Consider the following 18,422-nt stretch of genomic DNA (forward strand, 5'->3'; position numbering starts at 1 on the left):
GCCGCACTCCCTCTGGCACGCGACCAAGGCAATCGGCGTGAGCAGAGCCCGCGAGGTGGTTGCAGCAAGCCGCGAGTTCGCGACGGAGGAGTGAGTGTAGCGGCTGCGGGGCGGGGACCAGGGTCCGCCCCGACCACGGTGGCGGTCGAAGGAGCGGCGGCAGCCGCGCATCTGAGCGGCGACAAGCCGCGCATCTGAGCGGGGATAAGCCGCGCGCAACCGGGTGGGTGGGAGCGGCGTGCGTAGCGGCGCGTGGGGAAGACCCGCGTGGGAACGACAAAGGCCGGTCCGACGGACCGGCCTTCTTGGGTGGAGCTGAGGGGATTCGAACCCCTGGCCTCTTCGTTGCGAACGAAGCGCGCTACCAACTGCGCCACAGCCCCGAGCGGTGTGCCAGGTTTCCCTGGCGACCGCGAAACTCTAACACGGAGATGCTTCCAGTCTAAAACCGGATATCAGTCGCCGACGGCACGCCTGATCTCCGGCTCGTCCGCGGCGGCGGCGGGCGGGGATTCGACGACGGGTGGGGTCTCGGCGGGGTCCGTCGTACGGGCGCTGGAGAAGACCTCGTCGTCGGTGAGGGAGATGGTGCGGACCGTGCGGTCGGGGGCCTTCTCCTTCATGACGTACGTCGGCAGCGTGACGGGCACCGGGTCCCACAGCCCCTCGGACGCGGCGGGCTTCTCGGCGGGCGCGGGCGCCGCAGCGGGGAGCTTGACCTCGATGGTCATCTCCTCGTCGGGGGACGGCGCGGGCTTGCCGGCCGGACCGCGGTCGTGGCGGGCCTGGGCGCGGGCCCGACGCTCCGCGGCGCGGAGGGCACGTTCGCGCACCTGCCGCCGCAGCTGCACCCGGGTGAGTACGACGAACGCGACGATCAGCGCGCCCGGGATCGCCACCGTCCACCACAGCAGGATCTCCAGGCCGGCCAGCGCGGTCACCGACAACAGCGAGAGGGTCAGGATCGACAGGACCCGCCGGCGGCGCATGGCGGCCACCCGGCGGGCGCGGTTCGGGACGTAACGGTGCCGAACCGGCGGCGGCAGGTCCTCGTCAACAGCGCCCGAAGCCGCGCCGGAAGTGGCGCCCGAAACGGCTCCGGTGCCAGCGCCCGCACCGGCCGGGCGTACGACGTACCGCGGCCGCGACGGGTCGCGGGAAAGCACCCGTGCGTCCGCGGCCGATGACACCGGCCGGCGCCTGGCCTCGTCTCCACGCTTCAGCATCATCGGGACGAGGTAGGCGGCCCACGCGGCGACGATCGCCACATAGATCAGTCCTGTCGTCCCCATGCGACGACGCTAAGACCCAGCGAGGGCCAGATGAGGCAGGTCCGCCGGTGTGTCGCAAGAGAACTCGTGTGACTGGTGTGAACAGCACGCAGCGTAGTCAAGGCAGTCGCGCTACGAGACCGGGTCCGACCTCCTCGACGTTGAGGGCGAAGATGCGGTGGTCGCGCCAGTCGCCGTCGATGTGCAGGAACCGCGGCCGCTCGCCCTCGTACCGGAAGCCGAGCTTCTCCACCACCCGCAGACTCGCCTTGTTCTCGGGGCGGATCGCCACCTCGATCCTGTGCAGGCCGAGGGTGAACCAGCAGTGGTCCGCGGCCATCGCGACCGCGGTCGGCACGATGCCGCGGCCGGCGTACTGCTCGTCGACCCAGTAGCCGAGGTTCGCCCAACGCGCTGAGCCGTAGGTGATTCCGGACACGGTGAGCTGCCCGACCAGCGGCCACTTCGCTCGTGCACCGGCCCCGGCTGCGCCGCCGTACGTGATGACGAACGGCAGCATGCGTCCGTAGCGGGCCTGCCGGTTCCAGTCGCGTGCCATCGCGCGGAATGTGCGTGCGCCGTCCTCCGCACCTGGTGGCTGGGTGGCGTCCCATGGCCGCAGCCAACTGACGTTGCGCTGGCGTGCGGCCGCCCACTCGGCGCCGTCGCCCGCACGCAACGGCCGGAGCCCGACCTGCCCGTGCCGGAGCTCGACGGGCCAGTGGACGATGGCCATCAGTCGGTGTCCGTCCTGACGTGGTCGCCGCCGCGGACCTGGTCGACGGCGTGCCGCAGCAGCGGCTCCAGCACGGTCAGCCCGTCCTTCACCCCGCCGCGCGACCCGGGCAGGTTCACGATGATCGTCGTACCCGCGACGCCGGCGAGGCCGCGGGACAGAGCAGCGGTCGGTACGCCGTTCGCCATGCCATAAGCACGAATCGACTCGGCGATCCCAGGGATGACCCGGTCCAGAACGGCCGCCGTTTCCTCGGGCGTCGCGTCGGTCGGCGAGATCCCGGTACCACCGGTCGTGAGGATCACGTCGTACGACGCCGAGACGCCGGCGCGCAGCGCATCACCGACCGGCGCACCATCGGGCACCACGTCAGGACCGGAGACCTCGAAGCCCCACTCGGCCAGCCGGGCGGCGATCAGCGGACCCGTGGTGTCGGTGTAGACACCGGCAGCGGCCCGGTTGGACACGCTGACGACCAGAGCCCTCACGGCCGCTCCCAGTGCCCGGTCTTACCGCCTTCTTTCAGCTCGACGCGGACGTCGGACAGCACCGCGGCCGGGTCGATCGCCTTCACCATGTCGATCACCGCCAGCCCGGCGACCGCGACCGCGGTCAGCGCCTCCATCTCGACACCGGTCCGGTCCGTCGTCTTCACCGCAGCGGTGATCAGTACGGCGTCGTCGGCCACCTCGAGGTCGACCTTCGCCCCGGTGATCGCGATCGGGTGGCAGAGCGGCACCAGGTCCGGGGTGCGCTTGGCGCCCATGATCCCGGCGATCCGGGCGACGCCGAGCGCGTCCCCCTTGGGCACGCCCTCACCGCGCAGCGCGGTCACCACCTCGGCCGAGACGTAAACCTTGCCGCTGGCAACGGCCCGCCGGCTGCCCGCCGACTTGGCCGAGACGTCGACCATCCGCGCGGCCCCGGTCTCGTCGACGTGGGTCAGTCCGGTGGCAGGCGTCGTACCGGTCTCGCGCCCGGGGTCCGTCATCCCGTCTCCTCGTCCAGCAGCATGAGCTCCACCTGGTCGCCGGCCCGGACCGACGTCACGTCCTCGGGCACCACGATCAGCGCGTTCGAGCGGCTCAGCCCGCCGAGCAGGTGTGAGCCGTGCCCGCCGACTGTACTGGCCATCCAGCCCTCGTCGCCGGACGTGGCCGCAGCGCGGACGAACTGACGCTTCCCGCCCGGTGAGTTGAAGCTGTCCAGCGAGACGCCGTGGACGGGCTGCCGGCGGTACGGCATCTGACCCATCAGCTTCCGCAGCGCGGGCCGGACGAACACCTCGAAGGACACGTACGCCGACACCGGGTTCCCAGGCAGCGTGAAGATCGGCACCTCCTCCTCACCGAGGACACCGAAGCCCTGCGGCTTCCCCGGCTGCATCGCGACCTGCGGGAAGTCGACTGTGCCGGTCTTGGTGAGGACCTCCTTGACAACGTCGTACGCGCCCATGCTGACCCCACCGGTGGTGATCACCAGGTCGGCGCGGACGAGTTGGTCGGACAGGGTGTCCATGATGCGCTTCGGGTCGTCGCCGACGATGCCGACGCGGTACACCACCGCTCCGGCCTCCCGTGCCGCGGCGGCCAGCGTGTAGCTGTTCGAGTCGTAGATCTGCCCCTCGTGCAGCCTGCTGCCCGGCTCGCGCAGCTCGGCTCCGGTCGACACCACCACAACCCGGGGGCGCGGCCGCGCCTTCACCCGGGCCCGGCCGACAGCAGCCAGTACGGCGACCTGACGCGGCCCGATCACGGTGTCAGCGTCCAGGACCTTCTCCCCCGCCTGCACGTCCTCACCGGCTCGCCGCACCGACGCGCCCAGCGCGGGCTGCTGAGCGATGCGCACGTTCGCCGTGCCGCCGTCGGTCCACTCGACCGGTACGACGCTGTCCGCGCCACGTGGCATCGGTGCGCCGGTCATGATCCGCACGCACGTCCTGGGCGTCACCACGATCGGCTCGACCCGGCCGGCCGCGATCTCACCGACCACGGGCAGCGTGACCGGGTTGTCCTGGGACGCCCCGGCCAGGTCGGCGGCCTGGACGGCGTACCCGTCCATCGCGGAGTTGTCGAACCCCGGCAGGCTCACCCCCGAGACGACGTCCTCGCAGAGCACCAGCCCGACAGCCTCCATCAACGGCTGCTCGAACGCGGGCAGCGCCCGGACCCTCCCCAGCACCACTTCCAGGTGTTCATCCACACTCCGTCTCACGCCCCGACCCTAATCCAAGCGGGCCGCCGGAGCTCAGCCGGTGGATTCGGGGTGGTTCCCCCAGGTCATCCGGATGTCCGGCGCCCGTTCCTCGTTCGCGGAGCCGTCGGTACGGCGTACCTCGGTGAAGCCGTGCGCCTGGTAGAAGGACCGGGCCCGGAGGTTGGACTGGAAGGTCCACAGCGCCAGACCGCCGGGCCGGAGGTCCTTGGCGAGGTCGACCAGCGTGGAGCCGATGCCGAGGCCGTGCGCGTCCGGGTCGACGTACAGCTGGTCGAGGTCGTCACCGTCCAGGGTGAGCACGGCGACGATCCGGCCGTCGTCGAGCGCGACCCAGGTCTGGGCGTCGGGCAGCAGTACGTCGGCGAACCAGGTGGTCACCTGGTCGAGGCTGTGGATCGCCGCCGGCAGCTGCTCCGGGTCGGCGTGCCGCGAGCGCCACCACAGCCGGGCCGCCTCGTCGGTGTCGTACGGCTCCAGCGGCCGGATCAGCAGGTCGTCCACACGCTCCCCCAGGTACGAACGTCAGCCGCCGAGCTCGGCGCCGTCCGGGATCTCCCGGCGCTCACCCTCCGCCGCGGCGATCTCGACGTCACCGACCACCGTCACATCTTTGCCGAAGGCAACGTCGCCGCGCACCTCGAGCCGGTCGGCCCGGACCAGCGACGGCGGCCCGGCCGGGAACCGGGCCTCGAAGTCGGCCAGGATCTTGAAGAACTCCGGGTCCAGGTCGACGTACGGCTCGTCGCCCTCGTGGGTCGTGGTCAGGTCGCCGGCCTCGGTCAGCTCGTACACGTCGGACCGCAGCACCAGCAGGTCGTTCGTGGTCTTCACCGGCTTGAACCGGCTGCGGTCCACCAGCACCGCCTGGGAGCCCTCGAAGGTCTCGATCGCGGTGCCCATCCCGGTCTCCAGCTGGATCACCTTCGGCGACGACGGATCGGCCGGGTCGACGGTCTTGCGGTTCACGATGATCGGCAGCCCGAGGATCCCGTCGTGCCCGGCCATCAGCTCGGCCAGCCGGTCCAGGTCGATCCACAGGTTGTTGGTGTTGAACGTCTTGTGCCGGGTGATGTCCTGGAAGTGCTTGCCGTCCTCGTCGGCGACCTGCGCACTGTCCCGCAGGATCAGCCGGCCGTCGGACTTGCGCACCGCGACGTGCCCGCCCTTGCGGTCCGACCGGGTCCGCCGGCAGACCTCCATCCCGAACGGCACGTCGTGCTCGGCCATCCAGGCCGCGATCCGCGCGTCCGGGGTGGCGCCGAGGTTGTCGGCGTTCGAGACGAACGCGTGCCGGAAGCCGCGCTCGCGCAGCGCGTCCAGGGTGCCGGAGGCAACCAACGCGGTGAACAGGTCGCCGTGGCCGGGCGGGCACCAGGCCAGCTCCGGGTCCGGCGGCCATTCGGCCGGCGTCAGGTCGTCCGCGAGCAGCTTGGGCTCCATGTTCTGCAGGAAGTCGAGCGGGAGGCCGTCGACCGCCAGGCCGTCGTACTCGCTCAGGATCTGCAGCGACTCCTCCTTGGTCCGGAAGGAGTTCATCAGCACCAGCGGCAGCGGCACGTCGTACTCCGCGCGGGTGCTGAGGATCTGGCGGGCGATGATGTCGAGGAAGCTCAGCCCGTCCTTGACCGGCAGCGCCGACTTCGGCCCGGTCACGCCCATCGACGTGCCGAGGCCGCCGTTGAGCTTGATCACCGCGGTCTCGGCCAGCGCGGCCCGCATCGCCGCCGGGTCGGCGTCGAGGTGGTCCAGCTGCGGCAGGTCCCCCACCGGCTCGATGTCGTCCTCGCGGATCTTGCCCTGCTGACCCGACTCGAGCAGCCGGTAGTAGTGCGTGAAGACCCGGATCGCGACCTCGGCAGCGCCGGCCGCGCGCATCTTGTCCTGCGCTTGTCGTAGACCTGCCTCACTCATGTCCCAACCCTAGGGGACGCCGGGTAATCACCGTGTTATCCGCGTCACGTGCTTACGATCAGGGAGTGTTCCCGTCCAAGGCCGCAGCACGTCAGCACCTGCTCAGCGCTCGCCGGGCTCGGCCGCACACCGGTGACCTGCTGGAGATCGCTCGAGCGCAGCCTGAGGTGCAGGCGGCGCGGCGGATCGCGCTGTACGTGTCGATGGGTCCGGAGCCGCAGACCGGGGCGCTGATCGACTGGCTGCTGGCTACTGACCGTGAGGTGCTGCTGCCGATCCTGTACGCCGACAACGACCTCGGCTGGGGGGTCGCACCAGGCGCCGCCGACCTCGTCCCCGGCCGACTCGGCCTGTCCGAGCCGCCCGTCGACCTGGGCCCGGACGCCATCGCCACGGCCGACCTGGTCATCTGCCCAGCGGTCGCGGTCGCCCGCGACGGTGTCCGCCTGGGCCGCGGCGGCGGGTCGTACGACCGTGCACTTGCCCGCGTCAGCCCTGGTACGCCGATCTGGGCCGCGGTGTACGACGCAGAGGTCGTCGAAGAGCTTCCGGCCGACACCCACGACCACCCGGTGCACGCAGCGCTGACGCCAAATCGGTTGATTGCGCTGAGAAGATCGAAAGGATGACTGAGAACGCCGTACAAGCTGCCACAACGGCCGCACGGGGCCTGGGCCTGACCGTCGAGGACCCGACCGTCCTGTACGACGCGTTCTCCGTGGTCGTCCACCTCAAGCCGGCACCGGTGGTCGCGCGGGTCCCAATGGCCCTGCCGGAACCGCTGATGCAGCCGGAGGTCGCTGTACGGCGGATGCAGCGTGAGCTAGACGTGGCGGCGTGGCTGGTAGCGCAGGGCAAGCCGGTCGTTGCGCCGAGCCCGCTCGTACCGCTGGCACCGGTGCCGCAGGACGGCTTCTCGATGACGTTCTGGCAGTTCGTGGAGCAGGACAAGTCCGTGGAGCCCGACTATGTCACCGGGACCGCGCGGGCCGCCGAGCTGCACGCCGTACTCGCGGACTACCCGCAGGAACTGCCGTGGATGACGCCGCTGCTCGCCGTGCCGCCGGCGCTCGCTGCGCTTGAGGCTGTGCCGGGTCTGCTCGAGCAGGAGGACCTGGACCGGGCGCGGGCCGAGTGGGAAGTGCTGGGGCCGCTCCTGACCAGTCGGAGCGCCTTCGAGGAGGTCTTCCCGTCGGCGACGATCCAGACGATCCACGGCGACGCGCCGTCGTACAACGTGATCCCCACCGCGGACGGCGTGCTGTGGTCGGACTTCGAGGACACCACGCTCGGCCCGATCGAGTGGGACCTGGCCGGGTTCGGTCCGGACCTCGGGAAGGTCTACAACGAGGCTGCGGCTGCGCTGGAGCGCCCGTTGCTGGACGAACGGGTCCAGCAGGTCATGGACACGGCACGGGTGCTGCAGCTCATCGCGTGCACGTCGATGGTCCCGCTGCTGCCGTCGCTTGCGGACGGGATCCGGATGTTCGTCGGGCAGTGGCGGGACACCCCGTTCGCTGGTGGACTGGGCTGATGCTGAGCGAGTACGTCGACAACGGCGACCTCCCCGGACTGGTCTCGCTGGTGAGCCGGGCCGGTGAGACGCGCGTCGAGGTACTGGGCGCCATGGCCTTCGACGGTCCGCCGATGCAACGGGACAGCCTGTTCCGGGTCGCCTCGTTCACCAAGCCGATCATCGCCGCGGCCGCGATGATCCTCGTCGACGAGCTCCGGCTGTCCATGGACGCACCGGTCGACACCCTGCTGCCTGAGCTGTCCGGGACCCGCGTGCTGCGCAGTCCGGACGGGCCGGTCGACGACGTTGTCCCCTTGGAGCGGCCGATCACGCTTCGGGACCTGTTGACCTTCCGGGCGGGGCTGGGCGAGACGGACCACGCAGGGATCCGGCAGCGGGAGGAAGAGCTGGAGCTGCGGACGTTCGGCCCGCCGGTGCCACGGACTCCGCTCGATCCGGACGAGTGGATGCGACGGTTCGCGACACTGCCGCTGCAGTACCAGCCCGGTCGGCGCTGGATGTACTCGACCAGCTCACACCTGCTCGGCGTACTCATCGCACGTGCCACAGAGCAGCCGCTGGAGGGCTTCCTGCGGGAGCGGTTGTTCGAGCCGCTCGTGATGCGGGACACCGGGTTCACCGCCTCCGACCCCGCGCGGCTGACCACGGCGTACGTCGGTGATGACCTGCTCGACCCCGCGGCGGACAGCCAGTGGCTGCAGCCGCCGTCGTTCCCCGACGCGAGTGGTGGGTTGATCTCGACGGCGGACGACTTCCACGCGTTCGCCCGGATGCTACTGACGGGCGGCGACGGCATCCTGTCGTCGGCCGCGGTCGCGGAGATGACGACGGACCACCTGACGGCCGGCCAGCGTACGGCGGCCGCCGACTTCCTCGGCCCGGACACCGGGTGGGGCTACGGGCTCTCGGTCAGCGCCGATCGCTACGGCTGGGCCGGTGGACTGGGCACGCTCTGGTCGACCACGCCGGCCGACCAGACAATCTCGATCCTGCTGACCCAGCGGGCGCTGTGGACCTGGCCGGAGGAGCTGTTCGCGGAGGCCAACTCCCCGGCCTGGTGACTGCTACGGCTCCGGCTTGGTGAAGGTGACGGTGTGCTCGCGGGCCGCCTCGACCGCGCCCTTGGTGTAGGCCCACGGCAGCGTCTCACCGCGCACCCACAGGTCCGTCTGGTCGGTGTAGTTCGACGAGAACGCATGCCCGGACACACCGGTCAGGTTGATCCACCGGGACTTGTCGAAGTCGGACAGGTCCACGACCATCCGCATCGACGGCGTCGCGGTCACGCCGTACCCCTTCGACGCGTCCCACGCGGTCGCGTTGACGATCGAGGAGCCGCCGCCGAGCTCGTACGGACCGCGGTTGAACAGCTTGTCCACCACACCGATGCCGGACTTGCCGAGCGTCTGGTTGGTCAGCGTGAGCTTGTGCAGCTGACCCCACTTCCAGTTGGCCGGGTCGCGCGCCATCTTCTGGGTGATCTCCTGCCGCGCGTCGATCATCGCCTCACGCAGGATGTCGTCCCGGCTCTCGTGCTGCCCGGTCCGCAGGTCGTCCCACCAGCCGCTGTTCGGCTGCGCGAGCAGCGTCCGGATCACCTCGAACCAGCGCGACCCGCCGTCCGGCCAGGTGGCTTCGGGGAGCTGGTCGTGGAAGGTCAGCGCGAGCAGGTTGCGCCAGACCACGTTGAAGTACGCCGCCGCCGCGGAGTCGGCCGGCTGGGTGAAGTCCCAGTTCCGCAGCGTGTCCTGGCCCTGGCGCTCGAACTCGTCGTCGATGCCGATCTGCAGCAGGTACGGCACCAGCATCTCGGCGGCCCGGTTCTTGGTGTCCAGCTGGATCGACGCCATCGCGTTCGCGTCCAGCTTCCCGGCGGTCTTGATCCGGTCCAGGATCTGCTGCGAGCGGTACCCGTAGTCCCAGTCGTTGGTCAGGTAGTAGGTGTACGTCCGCGGCACCACTGCCTGGTTCGCGGTCACGATGATCCCGTCCGCGGGATCGAACTCGTTGGGTAACGCGTCGAACGGGATGTACCCGGTCCAGTGGTACTTGGGGTCCCAGCCCGGCACCGGCCAGTCGCCGCGGCCGGTCTTGCGGATCGGGATCAGGCCGGGCGCCTGGTAGCCGATGTGGCCTTCGGTGTCGGCGTACACGAGGTTCTGCGAGGGCACCTGGAACAGCTGCGCGGCGGCCCGGAACTGGGTCCAGTTCTGCGCGCGGTTGATCGCGAACAGCGCGTCCGCGGTGCGGCCCGGGTTCAGCGCGGTCCACTGGATGGCGACGCCGTACGGCGTGGCGTACTTGCCCTGTTTCGCGGCCAGCTCACCGGTCTCGCGCTGGTCGTCGCCGACGTCGGAGATGAGCGGACCGTGCCTGGTCTCGCGGACGGTGATCTTCACCGGCTCGTCCTGGCCGGCGACCTTGAACGTCTCCTCGCGGGTCGCCATCGCCCGCCACTTGTTGTTGTAGAGGACGTTGTTGCCGTCGATCCGCTCGAGGTAGAGGTCCGTGACGTCCGGGTCCAGGTTGGTGAAACCCCAGGAGATCGCGTTGTTGTGGCCGATCACCACCCCGGGCAACCCGGAGAAGCTGAAGCCGGAGACGTCGTACGGGCAGGCCTTGCCGACGTTGTTGCAATGCAGGCCGACCTGGGTCCAGATGCCCGGCATGGTCGCGCCGAGGTGCGGGTCGTTGGCGAGCAGCGGCTTGCCGGTGGTGGTGTGGTCGCCGGACACGACCCACGAGTTCGAGCCGATGCCGTCACCGCGGCCGAGCAGCTGCGGGAGGCCCTTCGCGACCTTGTCGACCGAGTCCAGCGACTGCAGCAGGTCCTTGGTCAGCATCCCGCGGCGCGCCTCGGAGGCGATCGGCGCGGTGCTGAACTTGCCGTCCCGGACCGAGCCGGAGGCCATGATCGGCTCGTTCCGGTCGTACGGATACGGCGGGTAGAGGCTCTCGATGTTGCGCGAGGGGAACGAGGCGAGCAGCTTCGTCCGGGTGATCTCCTCGTCCATGTTGCCGCCGAGGTCCCACGCCATCGCCTTCAGCCAGGCCAGCGAGTCGGCCGCGGTCCACGGCTCCGGCCGGTAGTCGGTGCCTTTGAGCGACAGGACGGCGTACTCGAGGCTGAGGCCCGAGCCGCTGTGGGTGTCCAGGTACGCGTTCACGCCGCGGGCGTAGTCGTCCAGGTACTGCCGGGTGGACGGGGTGAGCAGGCCGAGCTCCTTCTCCGCGACCCGGCGCCAGCCGAGGGTGCGGACGAACTTGTCGGTCTCCAGCGCGTCCTTCCCGAACAGCTCGGACAACCGGCCGGCGGTGACGTGCCGGCGGAAGTCCATCTCGAAGAACCGGTCCTGCGCGGCCACGTAACCCTGCGCGGCGAACAGGTCACTCGGGGTGTCGGCGTAGATCTGTGGAATGCCGTTGGCGTCCCGGACCACCTCCACGTCGCCCTCGAGGCCGGTCAGCTCGATCGATCCGTCGTACGTGGGGAACGAATGGCGGACGACGAAGACGACGGTACCGGCGATCACCAACAGGACGGTGGCGAGGGCGATTCCGCTCATGATGACGACTCGTAGCAGGCGACGCACGGACCAACCGTAGAGAATCCCGCCGCCCGCCCCAAATGGGGTGCCGCACAACTTTGCGTTGCTCTGCGTCCGGTGGACATCCACGCAGAGTTGAGGTAACACGCGCCCGACTTGGAATAGTTCGGGGTGCTGGAGCATTATTAGCAGTCGAGTAGTAGGAGTGCCAACGGCCTGAAGGGAACGAACCGTGCCGACGTACCAGTACCAGTGCACCGACTGTGGTGAGGCGCTCGAGGTGCGGCAGAGCTTCACGGACGACGCGCTGACCGTCTGCCCCGCCTGCCAGGGCACCCTGCGCAAGGTCTTCAACGCCGTCGGCGTCGTCTTCAAGGGCTCCGGCTTCTACCGCACCGACAGCCGCAACTCCGGCAAGAGCACGGTCTCGGCGAAGTCCGACTCGGCCTCGTCCGCGAAGTCCGACTCCTCGTCGACGAGCAGCTCGTCGTCGACGGACTCCTCGAAGTCGTCGTCCAGCACCTCGTCGTCGTCCTCGAGCACCAGCACCAGCGCCGCCTGACCTCTGGCCGGTGCCCCTGTGGATAACCACCAAGTGGGGTGAGGGAAAACTCGTACCTTCTCTGGCATGAGAAACCCCTTCGCACTTCGTGAACTGTTCCATGCCGTCAGGTGGCACCGCCGGCTGCTGGCCGGTGTGGCCGCCGCGGCAGCTGTGTACTTCGGCCTCACCGCCCTCTCCCCTCCACCCCCGCCGACCGTCGCCGTGCTGGCCGCGGCGCGCGACCTCGCGGGCGGAGCCGTGCCCACCGGCTCGGATCTCCGCACCGTCGACCTCCCACCCGCGGCCGTGCCCGACGGCGCCCTCGAACCCGGCGCCGACCTGACTGCCCGCGTGCTCACCAGCCCGGTCAGAGCCGGCGAGCCACTCACCGACGCCCGCTTCCTGGCCCCGGTCGCCGTCCCCAAGGGCGAGCTCGCCTACCCGTTCCGGATCGACGACGCCGACATCAGTGCCCTGCTCCGCGTCGGCGATCACATCAACCTGTACGCCGCCACCAGCACCCAGGCCGACTCCGCAAACCTCCTCGCCCGCGCCGTCCGCGTGGTCGCCCTCCCAACCCCGCGTACGACGACGACCGGCGCGCTGATCGTGGTCGCGACCACCCCAGACACCGCCACTCGCCTCGCCCAAGCCGGCACGAAGTCCAAACTCACCGTCGCCCTGACGCCGGACACCGGCTGACGATCACTTATCGGACACAACTGGCCACGATCCGTTGCCTTCCGGCGTGCTCCGTCGCATGGGCTGGGCGGTGGGCCCTACGTTGACCGGGAACATCACCCGCTCCGTGGAGGCATACCCACATGCTCAAGGGCTTCAAGGAATTCATCATGCGCGGCAACGTCGTCGACCTCGCGGTCGCCGTCGTCATCGGCGCCGCGTTCGGCCAGGTCATCACCGCGACCGTGAACAACCTGATCAACCCGCTCGTCGCGGCGATCTTCGGCAAGCCGGACCTCAGCCACGCAATGACGTTCACCATCAACAACGCGGAATTCTCGATCGGCGCGATCCTGCAGGCGGTGCTCAACTTCCTGTTCGTCGCGGCCGCTATCTACTTCGTGATCGTGCTGCCGCTGAACAAGCTCGCCGAGCGCCGCGCCCGCGGCATCGAGCCCGAGCCCGACCCGATGACCACCGACCAGCAACTCCTCACCGAGATCCGCGACCACCTCGCCCGCCGCCCCTGACCGCGTCGGGAGCGGGTGGCAACCCAACCTCAGCCCCTGAGCTCGCCACATCGCTCACCCGCTCCCCACAGGTCAACGTTTTCCACAGGCTCGCGGCTTTGCGCCAGACCACATCGGAGCAGCAATCCGCCAACAAACAATGAGATGTGAGCTGATCCCCGGCAGCTCGTGATGCAGCCTTGCGCAGTCCGTCGTGGCACAATTTCGGTGAGCGCTTTCTGAAGGGCGGAGCCGGTGGCCAGACTGTCGTCAGGGGATCGCCCCACGGTGAAGGACGTTGCGGCGATCGCCGGCGTCTCCGCCACGACCGTCTCCCGGGTGCTCGCCGGCAACTACCCGGTCGCCGCCACCACCCGCGGCCGAGTGATGCGTGCGGTCCAGCAGCTCGACTACGTCGCGAACGCACAGGCCCGCGCCCTCGTCGGCGGCGGTCCGCGCACGGTCGCGTTCATCATCCGCGACCTGGTCGGCCCGTTGTTCGCCTACATCGGCCAGGGCGTCGAGCAGCAGACGACGGCCGAGGGACGACTCTGCCTGGTCTGCACCCACAACGGTGATCCGGACCGCGAGCTCGAGCTGATCGAGCTGATGCGCGAGCAGCAGGCCGAGGCCGTCGTACTGGTCGGTGGTGGGGTCCGTACGGCGTCCAACCTCGAGCGGATGGCGCAGCTCGCGAAGGCCCTCGACCGGGCCGGCTCGAGGCTGGTGCTGTGCGGCCGCCCACCGATCGGCGGGGACGTGCCGTCGACCGTGGTGGAGTACGACAACGAGGGCGGCGCGTTCGCAGCCACGAGCTACCTGATCTCACTCGGCCATCGCCAGATCGCCATCATCGGCGCCGGCGTACCCGAGCACACCACCACGAAGGCGCGCTTCGACGGCTACACCCGGGCACACAAGGCGCACGGGCTCGAGGTCGCACCGGAGCGCGTCCTGCCCGGTGAGTACGACCGCGAGTCCGGATACCAGCACACCAAGGCACTCATCGACCAAGGCATCCCGTTCACCGCGGTCTTCGCGATCACCGACGTCGTCGCCAGCGGCGTCCTGCTCGCGCTGCGTGAGGCGGGCCGCCGCGTCCCCGAGGACATCTCGGTGATCGGGTACGACGACATCCCGCTGGCAGCCGACCTGACGCCGGGCCTCAGCACGGTCCACCTCCCCCATGAGGAGCTCGGCCGGACCGCGATCCGGCTCGCCCTGCACCGCGACCAATACGCGCTGGACCAGCACGTTGTCCTCGGCACGCATCTCGTCATCCGCGACTCGACCGGTCCGGCGCCGCATCAGTAGAACGTAGACTCGGCCCGCCGATTCAGGAGGGGACCTCGATGGCACGCACCCCGCGGACAGCCGACGACGGCGGATCGTCGCGCCGGAAGGCCGCAGCGACGCTCGGCGATGTCGCGACCCACGCCGGCGTCTCACCCGCGACCGTCTCCCGCGTCCTGGCCGGCAACTACCCGGTCTCCCGCTCGGCCCGCCAGCGCGTCCTGCGCTCGATTCGCGAGCTCAACTACGTCGCCAACACCCACGCGCGAGCGCTGGCCGGCGTCCAGACCAAGACGATCGCTTTCGTACTGGCCGACGTCCGCGGACCGTCGTTCGCCGAGGCTGCGCATGGTGTCGAGCAGGAGGCCGCCCGACTCGGCTGGCTGTGCCTGATCGGCACCACCCAGGGCGATCGCGACCGCGAGCTCGCGATCGTCCGCCTGATGCGGGAGCAACGCGCCGGCGCGGTCGTGCTGATCGGTGGAGTCGCGGACGCCGACGACTACGACGAGCAGATGACCGAGCTCGCCTACTCGCTCCGTTCCGCGGGCTCGCTGCTCGTGCTCTGCGGCCGCCCGCCTCTCGCCAAAGGAGTCCCTGCCGCAGTCATCGGCTATGACAACGAGGAGGGCGCCTACGCGATCACCAGCCACGTGCTCGCGCAAGGACATCAGCGCATCCTGTTCCTGGGCGGCGAGGAACGGCACACCACGAGCATGGGCCGCCTCGACGGCTACCGCCGTGCCCTGAAAACCTTCGGCGTGGAGTTCGATCCCGGGCTGGTCGAGCACGGCGTCTTCACCCGCGCCGCCGGCTACCATCTCACCAAGAAGCGGCTGACCGGGAGCCGCGACTTCACGGCCGTGTTCGCGGCGACCGACGTGATGGCCGCCGGCGTCTACGCCGCGGTCACCGAGGCCGGCCTGCGCGTGCCCGACGACATGTCGATCGTCGGGTACGACGACATCGAGCTGGCCCAGGATCTCCGTCCGAGGATGACGTCGGTCCATGTCCCGTACGAGGAGCTCGGCCGGATCGCCGCCAAGGTCGCCGCCGACGAGGACCACCAGCGCGAGGACTGGCCGGGCCTCCAGGTCACCCTGAAGACCCACGTGGTCGTTCGCGACTCAGTCTCCAGAAGGGACTAACTCGGCCAGCACCCGACGCGCCGTCTCCCCGAGGTCGTTGCTCAGAGCAAATGTAGTCACGTGCCGCGGCGACCGACCCGGCGGAGCGATCAGCACCAGCGGTACGTCGTGCATCGCCAGGTACCCGAGCTGCGCCTGAGTGAAGTCCACCAGCACCCCGACCACCCCACGAGTCCCCCGCGCCGACACCTGGTCGAGCCAGTGCCGCGGCACCGGCCGATCAGGAACCACCGTCGTCACCACGACCGACAGACCGGTACGGCGTGCCGCCAAGTCGAAGGAGTTCAGCACCGCACCGGCGGGCGCCGGACTGGCCACGACCACGTCGACCAGTGCGGCCGGCCGATGACCGGCCGCACTCACGTCTCCGGAGTACCCACGCTGCCGCAGGACGTCCCGGACCCGGGCCCGGGTGGCCGGCGCGACGTCCGGGTAGGCGCGCAGCACCTTCGACACCGTGGACACCGAGACGCCGGCCTCCCGGGCGACGACCGCCAGCTTCGATCGCGCGGCCATCGACCCGGTCCTACTGACCCTTGAGGTACGCGTCGGCCTGCTTGGCCATCTCGGCCTGCAGCTTGCTCAGCCCGGCCTTGGCCACGGCCTTCTTCAGCTGGTCCAGGCCCTTGTCGACGTCGACCGCGCCGATCCACAGCGGGTTGCCGTACTGCGTCATCGCCGCGGTGATCTGGCTGTCCTCACGCTTCACCGGCGTCACGTCGGGAACGAACGAGGAGTATGGGTCGACGGTGAAGTTCTTGTAGTCCTGGGCCCAGTCGAACCACTCGTTCTCGGTCGGCGTGATGTCCTTGACCTTCTTCTCCAGCTGCTGCCGCCAGCACAGCGCGTAGCCCGGGAAGCTGTACCCGGACAGCTGCTCGATCCGGTCCGTGCCGACCGGCTTCCAGTCCTTGCCCTCGACGCCGTAGCTGAGCAGGTCGTGGTTCTCCTTGATCGACACCCAGTCCTCGAGCTGCATCGCCCGCTCGTTGCTGCGGCCCTTCGCGTTCAGCACCACGAAGTTGTCGGCCTGGAAGGTCTGGTTCGGCTTGGCGTTCTTGCCACCCCGCAGCGGTACGACGTTCGCCAGTTGCGCGGTCGGGACCGCCTTGCGCAGCGGCGCCAGCGACTGCGACGACAGCCCGTCCGTCATCGCCCACCGGGTCGCGATGCGGCCGGACTCGAACTGGGTCTTGACCGCGTTGGAGTCGACGTTCAGCGCGTCCTTGTTGATGATGCCGTCCTGGTAGTACTTGCGGATCGTCCGGAGCGCGTCGATCACCCCCGGCGCCTCCCAGAACGGGATCGGGTTCGACGACCCGGTGGTCTTGCCGTCCTGGGCCAGGTAGAACGGGAACGAGCCGCCGCTGAAGAACTGCACGCTCACGTGCGGGTTCTCCCAGTCGTGCCGGTTCAGCCAGCCGACCGGCGCGAACGCGATCAGCAGGTCGGGCATGTTCGAGGTGATGCCGATCGGCGTCAGCTTCTCCTTCTGCTTCACGTCGTACCAGTACTTCTCCAGCTGGTCGAACGTGGTGATGTTCCCGAGGCCGAGCTTGTCGGCCAGGTCCTGCCGGATGGTGAAGTGGTGCAGCCGGGCGGCGGAGTTGACCTGCGGGATGCCGTACAGCTTGCCGGACCACTTGTTCTGCTCGATCAGCTGCGGGTCGAGGTTCTTGCTCAGGTTCGGGTACTTGCCGATCAGCTCGTCGACCGCGACCACCGACTTGCTGCCGACCAGCTGGACCATGTTCAGCCAGCGCGCCTGCAACGCGGTGTCGAAGTTCTCGCCGGCGGTGAACTTCAGCAGCGCCTGCTGCTGGTAGTTCGACCAGGCGATGAACTGCGGGGCGATGGTGAACCCGAGGTCGTTCTTCAGCTTCTTGTTCACCTCGGCCAGGATCGGGTCCCAGCCCTTGGGCACGTCGCCGGGCAGCAGGAGCGACAGAATGTCGCCGCCGGACGACGACGAGCCGGACGTGGACGAGTCGCCGCAGCCGCTGAGGCCGAGCACGGCCCCGATGGACAGGCCGCCGGTCGCGGCCAGAAAACCGCGCCGGGAGAGTTGCGTGGCGGGCACAATGCCTCCTGAAAGGATGGAGTGGCTGGGGATCAGCCCTTGGTGGCACCCAACGTGATGCCTTTGACGAAGTAGCGCTGCGCGAACGGGTAGGCGAGCAGGATCGGGCCGATGGTGACGACCGTCAGAGCCAGCCGGAGCTGGTAGACCGGCGTGGACTGCCCCGACGACGTGGGCAGCATCTGCGAGAACGACACGTTCGAGACGAGGTTCTGCAGGAGCAGCGGAAGGGGGTACTTGTCCGTCTCGGAGATGAACAGCAGGGCCGTGAACCACTCGTTCCAGTAGTGCACGGCGTAGAACAGGCCGACCACCGCGAGGATCGGCTTGGACAGCGGCAGCCCGATCCGGAAGAAGATCTGCATCTCCCCGGCGCCGTCGATCCGGGCGGACTCCATGATCTCCTCGGGCAGCTGGCGGAACGCGCTGACCTGGATGAACACCAGGAAAGGGGCGATCAGCAACGGCAGGATGACCGCGAAGTACGTGTTCTGCAGCTCGAGGTACTGCGTCACCAGCAGGTAGAGCGGGACCAGGCCGCCGGTGAACAGCATCGGGATGTAGGCGAACACCGCCAGCGGCCGGCTCACGTACGGCAGCCGGCGGGCGATCACCCAGCTGAGTCCGGACGTGAAGGCGAGCGCGAGCGCCGTACCGACGACCGTGATGAAGACGCTTGCGGTGTAGGCGCTGAGCACGGTCGGGCCGGTGAAGATCATCTCGTACGACGCCAGTGAGAACGGCTTGGGCAGCAGGCTGTAGCCGGTGGTGGCGAGCTTCTGCTCGTCGGTGAACGACCCGGACACGATCATCCAGAACGGCACCACGCATACCACCATGAACAGTCCGACGCCGATCAGGCTGACGATCGTGAAGGGCTCCGGCCGGGTACGGCGTTTGCGCGTCGTGGCGCGACTCGTCACCTTGGCGACACTCGAAGTCATCGT

19 protein-coding genes and 1 tRNA gene are annotated in these 18,422 nt (G+C 69.3%); 8 read left to right on the forward strand and 12 right to left on the reverse strand.

Annotation, left to right across the window (positions count from 1 at the left end; genetic code table 11):
- Nucleotides 1-310 precede the first annotated feature (310 nt).
- From ACWCOV_RS36300 to ACWCOV_RS36335, 8 genes are all read right to left on the reverse strand, one after another.
- Nucleotides 311-383, reverse strand: a tRNA-Ala gene (locus ACWCOV_RS36300).
- A 72-nt stretch (nt 384-455) separates the two neighbouring features.
- Entirely contained in the window at nt 456-1,292 is an 837-nt protein-coding gene (sepX, locus tag ACWCOV_RS36305) for a divisome protein SepX/GlpR (protein WP_449833900.1), read from the reverse strand.
- A gap of 97 nt (nt 1,293-1,389) precedes the next feature.
- Nucleotides 1,390-2,007, reverse strand: a complete 618-nt coding sequence (locus ACWCOV_RS36310; protein WP_449833901.1) for a GNAT family N-acetyltransferase — start codon at nt 2,005-2,007, stop codon at nt 1,390-1,392.
- Nucleotides 2,007-2,495: a MogA/MoaB family molybdenum cofactor biosynthesis protein gene (locus ACWCOV_RS36315; RefSeq protein WP_449833902.1), complete on the reverse strand. Its 489-nt coding sequence runs from the start codon at nt 2,493-2,495 to the stop codon at nt 2,007-2,009. The genes ACWCOV_RS36310 and ACWCOV_RS36315 overlap by 1 nt, the downstream gene beginning before the upstream one ends.
- Nucleotides 2,492-2,998 (reverse strand): cyclic pyranopterin monophosphate synthase MoaC, encoded by a 507-nt coding sequence (gene moaC, locus ACWCOV_RS36320; protein ID WP_360525459.1) that lies wholly within the window; start codon nt 2,996-2,998, stop codon nt 2,492-2,494. The genes ACWCOV_RS36315 and moaC overlap by 4 nt, the downstream gene beginning before the upstream one ends.
- Entirely contained in the window at nt 2,995-4,221 is a 1,227-nt protein-coding gene (glp, locus tag ACWCOV_RS36325; protein WP_449833903.1) for a molybdotransferase-like divisome protein Glp, read from the reverse strand. The genes moaC and glp overlap by 4 nt, the downstream gene beginning before the upstream one ends.
- Nucleotides 4,222-4,254: 33 nt before the next feature.
- Nucleotides 4,255-4,725, reverse strand: coding sequence for an N-acetyltransferase family protein (locus ACWCOV_RS36330; protein WP_449833904.1), 471 nt, complete (start codon nt 4,723-4,725; stop codon nt 4,255-4,257).
- 21 nt (nt 4,726-4,746) lie between these two features.
- Complete coding sequence (locus ACWCOV_RS36335; protein WP_449833905.1) at nt 4,747-6,135, reverse strand: UTP--glucose-1-phosphate uridylyltransferase; 1,389 nt, start codon at nt 6,133-6,135, stop codon at nt 4,747-4,749.
- Nucleotides 6,136-6,200: 65 nt separating this feature from the next.
- On the opposite strand from ACWCOV_RS36335, the gene ACWCOV_RS36340 reads away from it, so the two are divergent.
- Genes ACWCOV_RS36340 through ACWCOV_RS36350 form a run of 3 tightly spaced genes read left to right on the forward strand, consistent with a single transcriptional unit; the run spans nt 6,201 to nt 8,733 of the window.
- The gene (locus ACWCOV_RS36340; protein ID WP_449833906.1) at nt 6,201-6,764 is read left to right on the forward strand and encodes a 5-formyltetrahydrofolate cyclo-ligase; all 564 of its coding nucleotides are present in this window, start codon (nt 6,201-6,203) and stop codon (nt 6,762-6,764) included.
- A complete protein-coding gene (locus tag ACWCOV_RS36345) occupies nt 6,761-7,669 on the forward strand; it encodes a phosphotransferase (protein ID WP_449833907.1) in 909 nt (302 codons plus the stop codon). Before ACWCOV_RS36340 ends, ACWCOV_RS36345 begins: the two co-directional genes overlap by 4 nt.
- A complete protein-coding gene (locus ACWCOV_RS36350; protein WP_449833908.1) occupies nt 7,669-8,733 on the forward strand; it encodes a serine hydrolase domain-containing protein in 1,065 nt (354 codons plus the stop codon). The genes ACWCOV_RS36345 and ACWCOV_RS36350 overlap by 1 nt, the downstream gene beginning before the upstream one ends.
- 3 nt (nt 8,734-8,736) lie before the next feature.
- Here ACWCOV_RS36350 and ACWCOV_RS36355 read toward each other — a convergent pair whose 3' ends face one another.
- A complete protein-coding gene (locus tag ACWCOV_RS36355; protein ID WP_449833909.1) occupies nt 8,737-11,265 on the reverse strand; it encodes a penicillin acylase family protein in 2,529 nt (842 codons plus the stop codon).
- Nucleotides 11,266-11,452: 187 nt separating this feature from the next.
- Between ACWCOV_RS36355 and ACWCOV_RS36360 the strand changes: the two genes are divergently transcribed.
- The 5 genes from ACWCOV_RS36360 (at nt 11,453) to ACWCOV_RS36380 (ending at nt 15,395) form a co-directional block, all read left to right on the forward strand.
- Nucleotides 11,453-11,782: an FmdB family zinc ribbon protein gene (locus ACWCOV_RS36360; RefSeq protein ID WP_449833910.1), complete on the forward strand. Its 330-nt coding sequence runs from the start codon at nt 11,453-11,455 to the stop codon at nt 11,780-11,782.
- A gap of 66 nt (nt 11,783-11,848) precedes the next feature.
- Nucleotides 11,849-12,466, forward strand: a complete 618-nt coding sequence (cpaB, locus tag ACWCOV_RS36365; RefSeq protein ID WP_449833911.1) for a Flp pilus assembly protein CpaB — start codon at nt 11,849-11,851, stop codon at nt 12,464-12,466.
- A gap of 122 nt (nt 12,467-12,588) precedes the next feature.
- Nucleotides 12,589-12,975, forward strand: coding sequence for a large conductance mechanosensitive channel protein MscL (gene mscL, locus ACWCOV_RS36370; RefSeq protein ID WP_449833912.1), 387 nt, complete (start codon nt 12,589-12,591; stop codon nt 12,973-12,975).
- Nucleotides 12,976-13,242: 267 nt separating this feature from the next.
- Complete coding sequence (locus ACWCOV_RS36375) at nt 13,243-14,268, forward strand: LacI family DNA-binding transcriptional regulator (RefSeq protein WP_449833913.1); 1,026 nt, start codon at nt 13,243-13,245, stop codon at nt 14,266-14,268.
- 38 nt (nt 14,269-14,306) lie between these two features.
- Nucleotides 14,307-15,395 carry a LacI family DNA-binding transcriptional regulator gene (locus ACWCOV_RS36380; protein ID WP_449833914.1) on the forward strand — a complete coding sequence of 363 codons (1,089 nt, stop codon included), beginning with the start codon at nt 14,307-14,309 and terminating at the stop codon, nt 15,393-15,395.
- Here the strand turns inward: ACWCOV_RS36380 and ACWCOV_RS36385 are convergent.
- Genes ACWCOV_RS36385 through ACWCOV_RS36395 form a run of 3 tightly spaced genes read right to left on the reverse strand, consistent with a single transcriptional unit; the run spans nt 15,375 to nt 18,419 of the window.
- Nucleotides 15,375-15,911: a LacI family DNA-binding transcriptional regulator gene (locus tag ACWCOV_RS36385; protein ID WP_449833915.1), complete on the reverse strand. Its 537-nt coding sequence runs from the start codon at nt 15,909-15,911 to the stop codon at nt 15,375-15,377. The two genes, ACWCOV_RS36380 and ACWCOV_RS36385, sit on opposite strands and share 21 nt — an antisense overlap.
- A gap of 10 nt (nt 15,912-15,921) precedes the next feature.
- Nucleotides 15,922-17,475 (reverse strand): ABC transporter substrate-binding protein, encoded by a 1,554-nt coding sequence (locus tag ACWCOV_RS36390; protein ID WP_449833916.1) that lies wholly within the window; start codon nt 17,473-17,475, stop codon nt 15,922-15,924.
- Between the two features lie 32 nt (nt 17,476-17,507).
- Nucleotides 17,508-18,419: a carbohydrate ABC transporter permease gene (locus ACWCOV_RS36395; protein ID WP_449833932.1), complete on the reverse strand. Its 912-nt coding sequence runs from the start codon at nt 18,417-18,419 to the stop codon at nt 17,508-17,510.
- Nucleotides 18,420-18,422: the final 3 nt, after the last annotated feature.

The organism is Kribbella sp. NPDC002412, from assembly GCF_053592935.1.

What these genes read in the sequence shown, in the direction of transcription:
- ACWCOV_RS36345 (WP_449833907.1), top strand. Translation starts at nt 6,761, where the DNA reads ATGACTGAGAACGCCGTACAAGCTGCCACAACGGCCGCACGGGGCCTG.
- ACWCOV_RS36380 (WP_449833914.1), top strand. Translation starts at nt 14,307, where the DNA reads ATGGCACGCACCCCGCGGACAGCCGACGACGGCGGATCGTCGCGCCGG.
- ACWCOV_RS36335 (WP_449833905.1), bottom strand. Translation starts at nt 6,135, where the DNA reads ATGAGTGAGGCAGGTCTACGACAAGCGCAGGACAAGATGCGCGCGGCC.
- ACWCOV_RS36395 (WP_449833932.1), bottom strand. Translation starts at nt 18,419, where the DNA reads ATGACTTCGAGTGTCGCCAAGGTGACGAGTCGCGCCACGACGCGCAAA.
- moaC (WP_360525459.1), bottom strand. Translation starts at nt 2,998, where the DNA reads ATGACGGACCCCGGGCGCGAGACCGGTACGACGCCTGCCACCGGACTG.
- ACWCOV_RS36350 (WP_449833908.1), top strand. Translation starts at nt 7,669, where the DNA reads ATGCTGAGCGAGTACGTCGACAACGGCGACCTCCCCGGACTGGTCTCG.
- ACWCOV_RS36385 (WP_449833915.1), bottom strand. Translation starts at nt 15,911, where the DNA reads ATGGCCGCGCGATCGAAGCTGGCGGTCGTCGCCCGGGAGGCCGGCGTC.
- sepX (WP_449833900.1), bottom strand. Translation starts at nt 1,292, where the DNA reads ATGGGGACGACAGGACTGATCTATGTGGCGATCGTCGCCGCGTGGGCC.
- ACWCOV_RS36310 (WP_449833901.1), bottom strand. Translation starts at nt 2,007, where the DNA reads ATGGCCATCGTCCACTGGCCCGTCGAGCTCCGGCACGGGCAGGTCGGG.
- mscL (WP_449833912.1), top strand. Translation starts at nt 12,589, where the DNA reads ATGCTCAAGGGCTTCAAGGAATTCATCATGCGCGGCAACGTCGTCGAC.
- cpaB (WP_449833911.1), top strand. Translation starts at nt 11,849, where the DNA reads ATGAGAAACCCCTTCGCACTTCGTGAACTGTTCCATGCCGTCAGGTGG.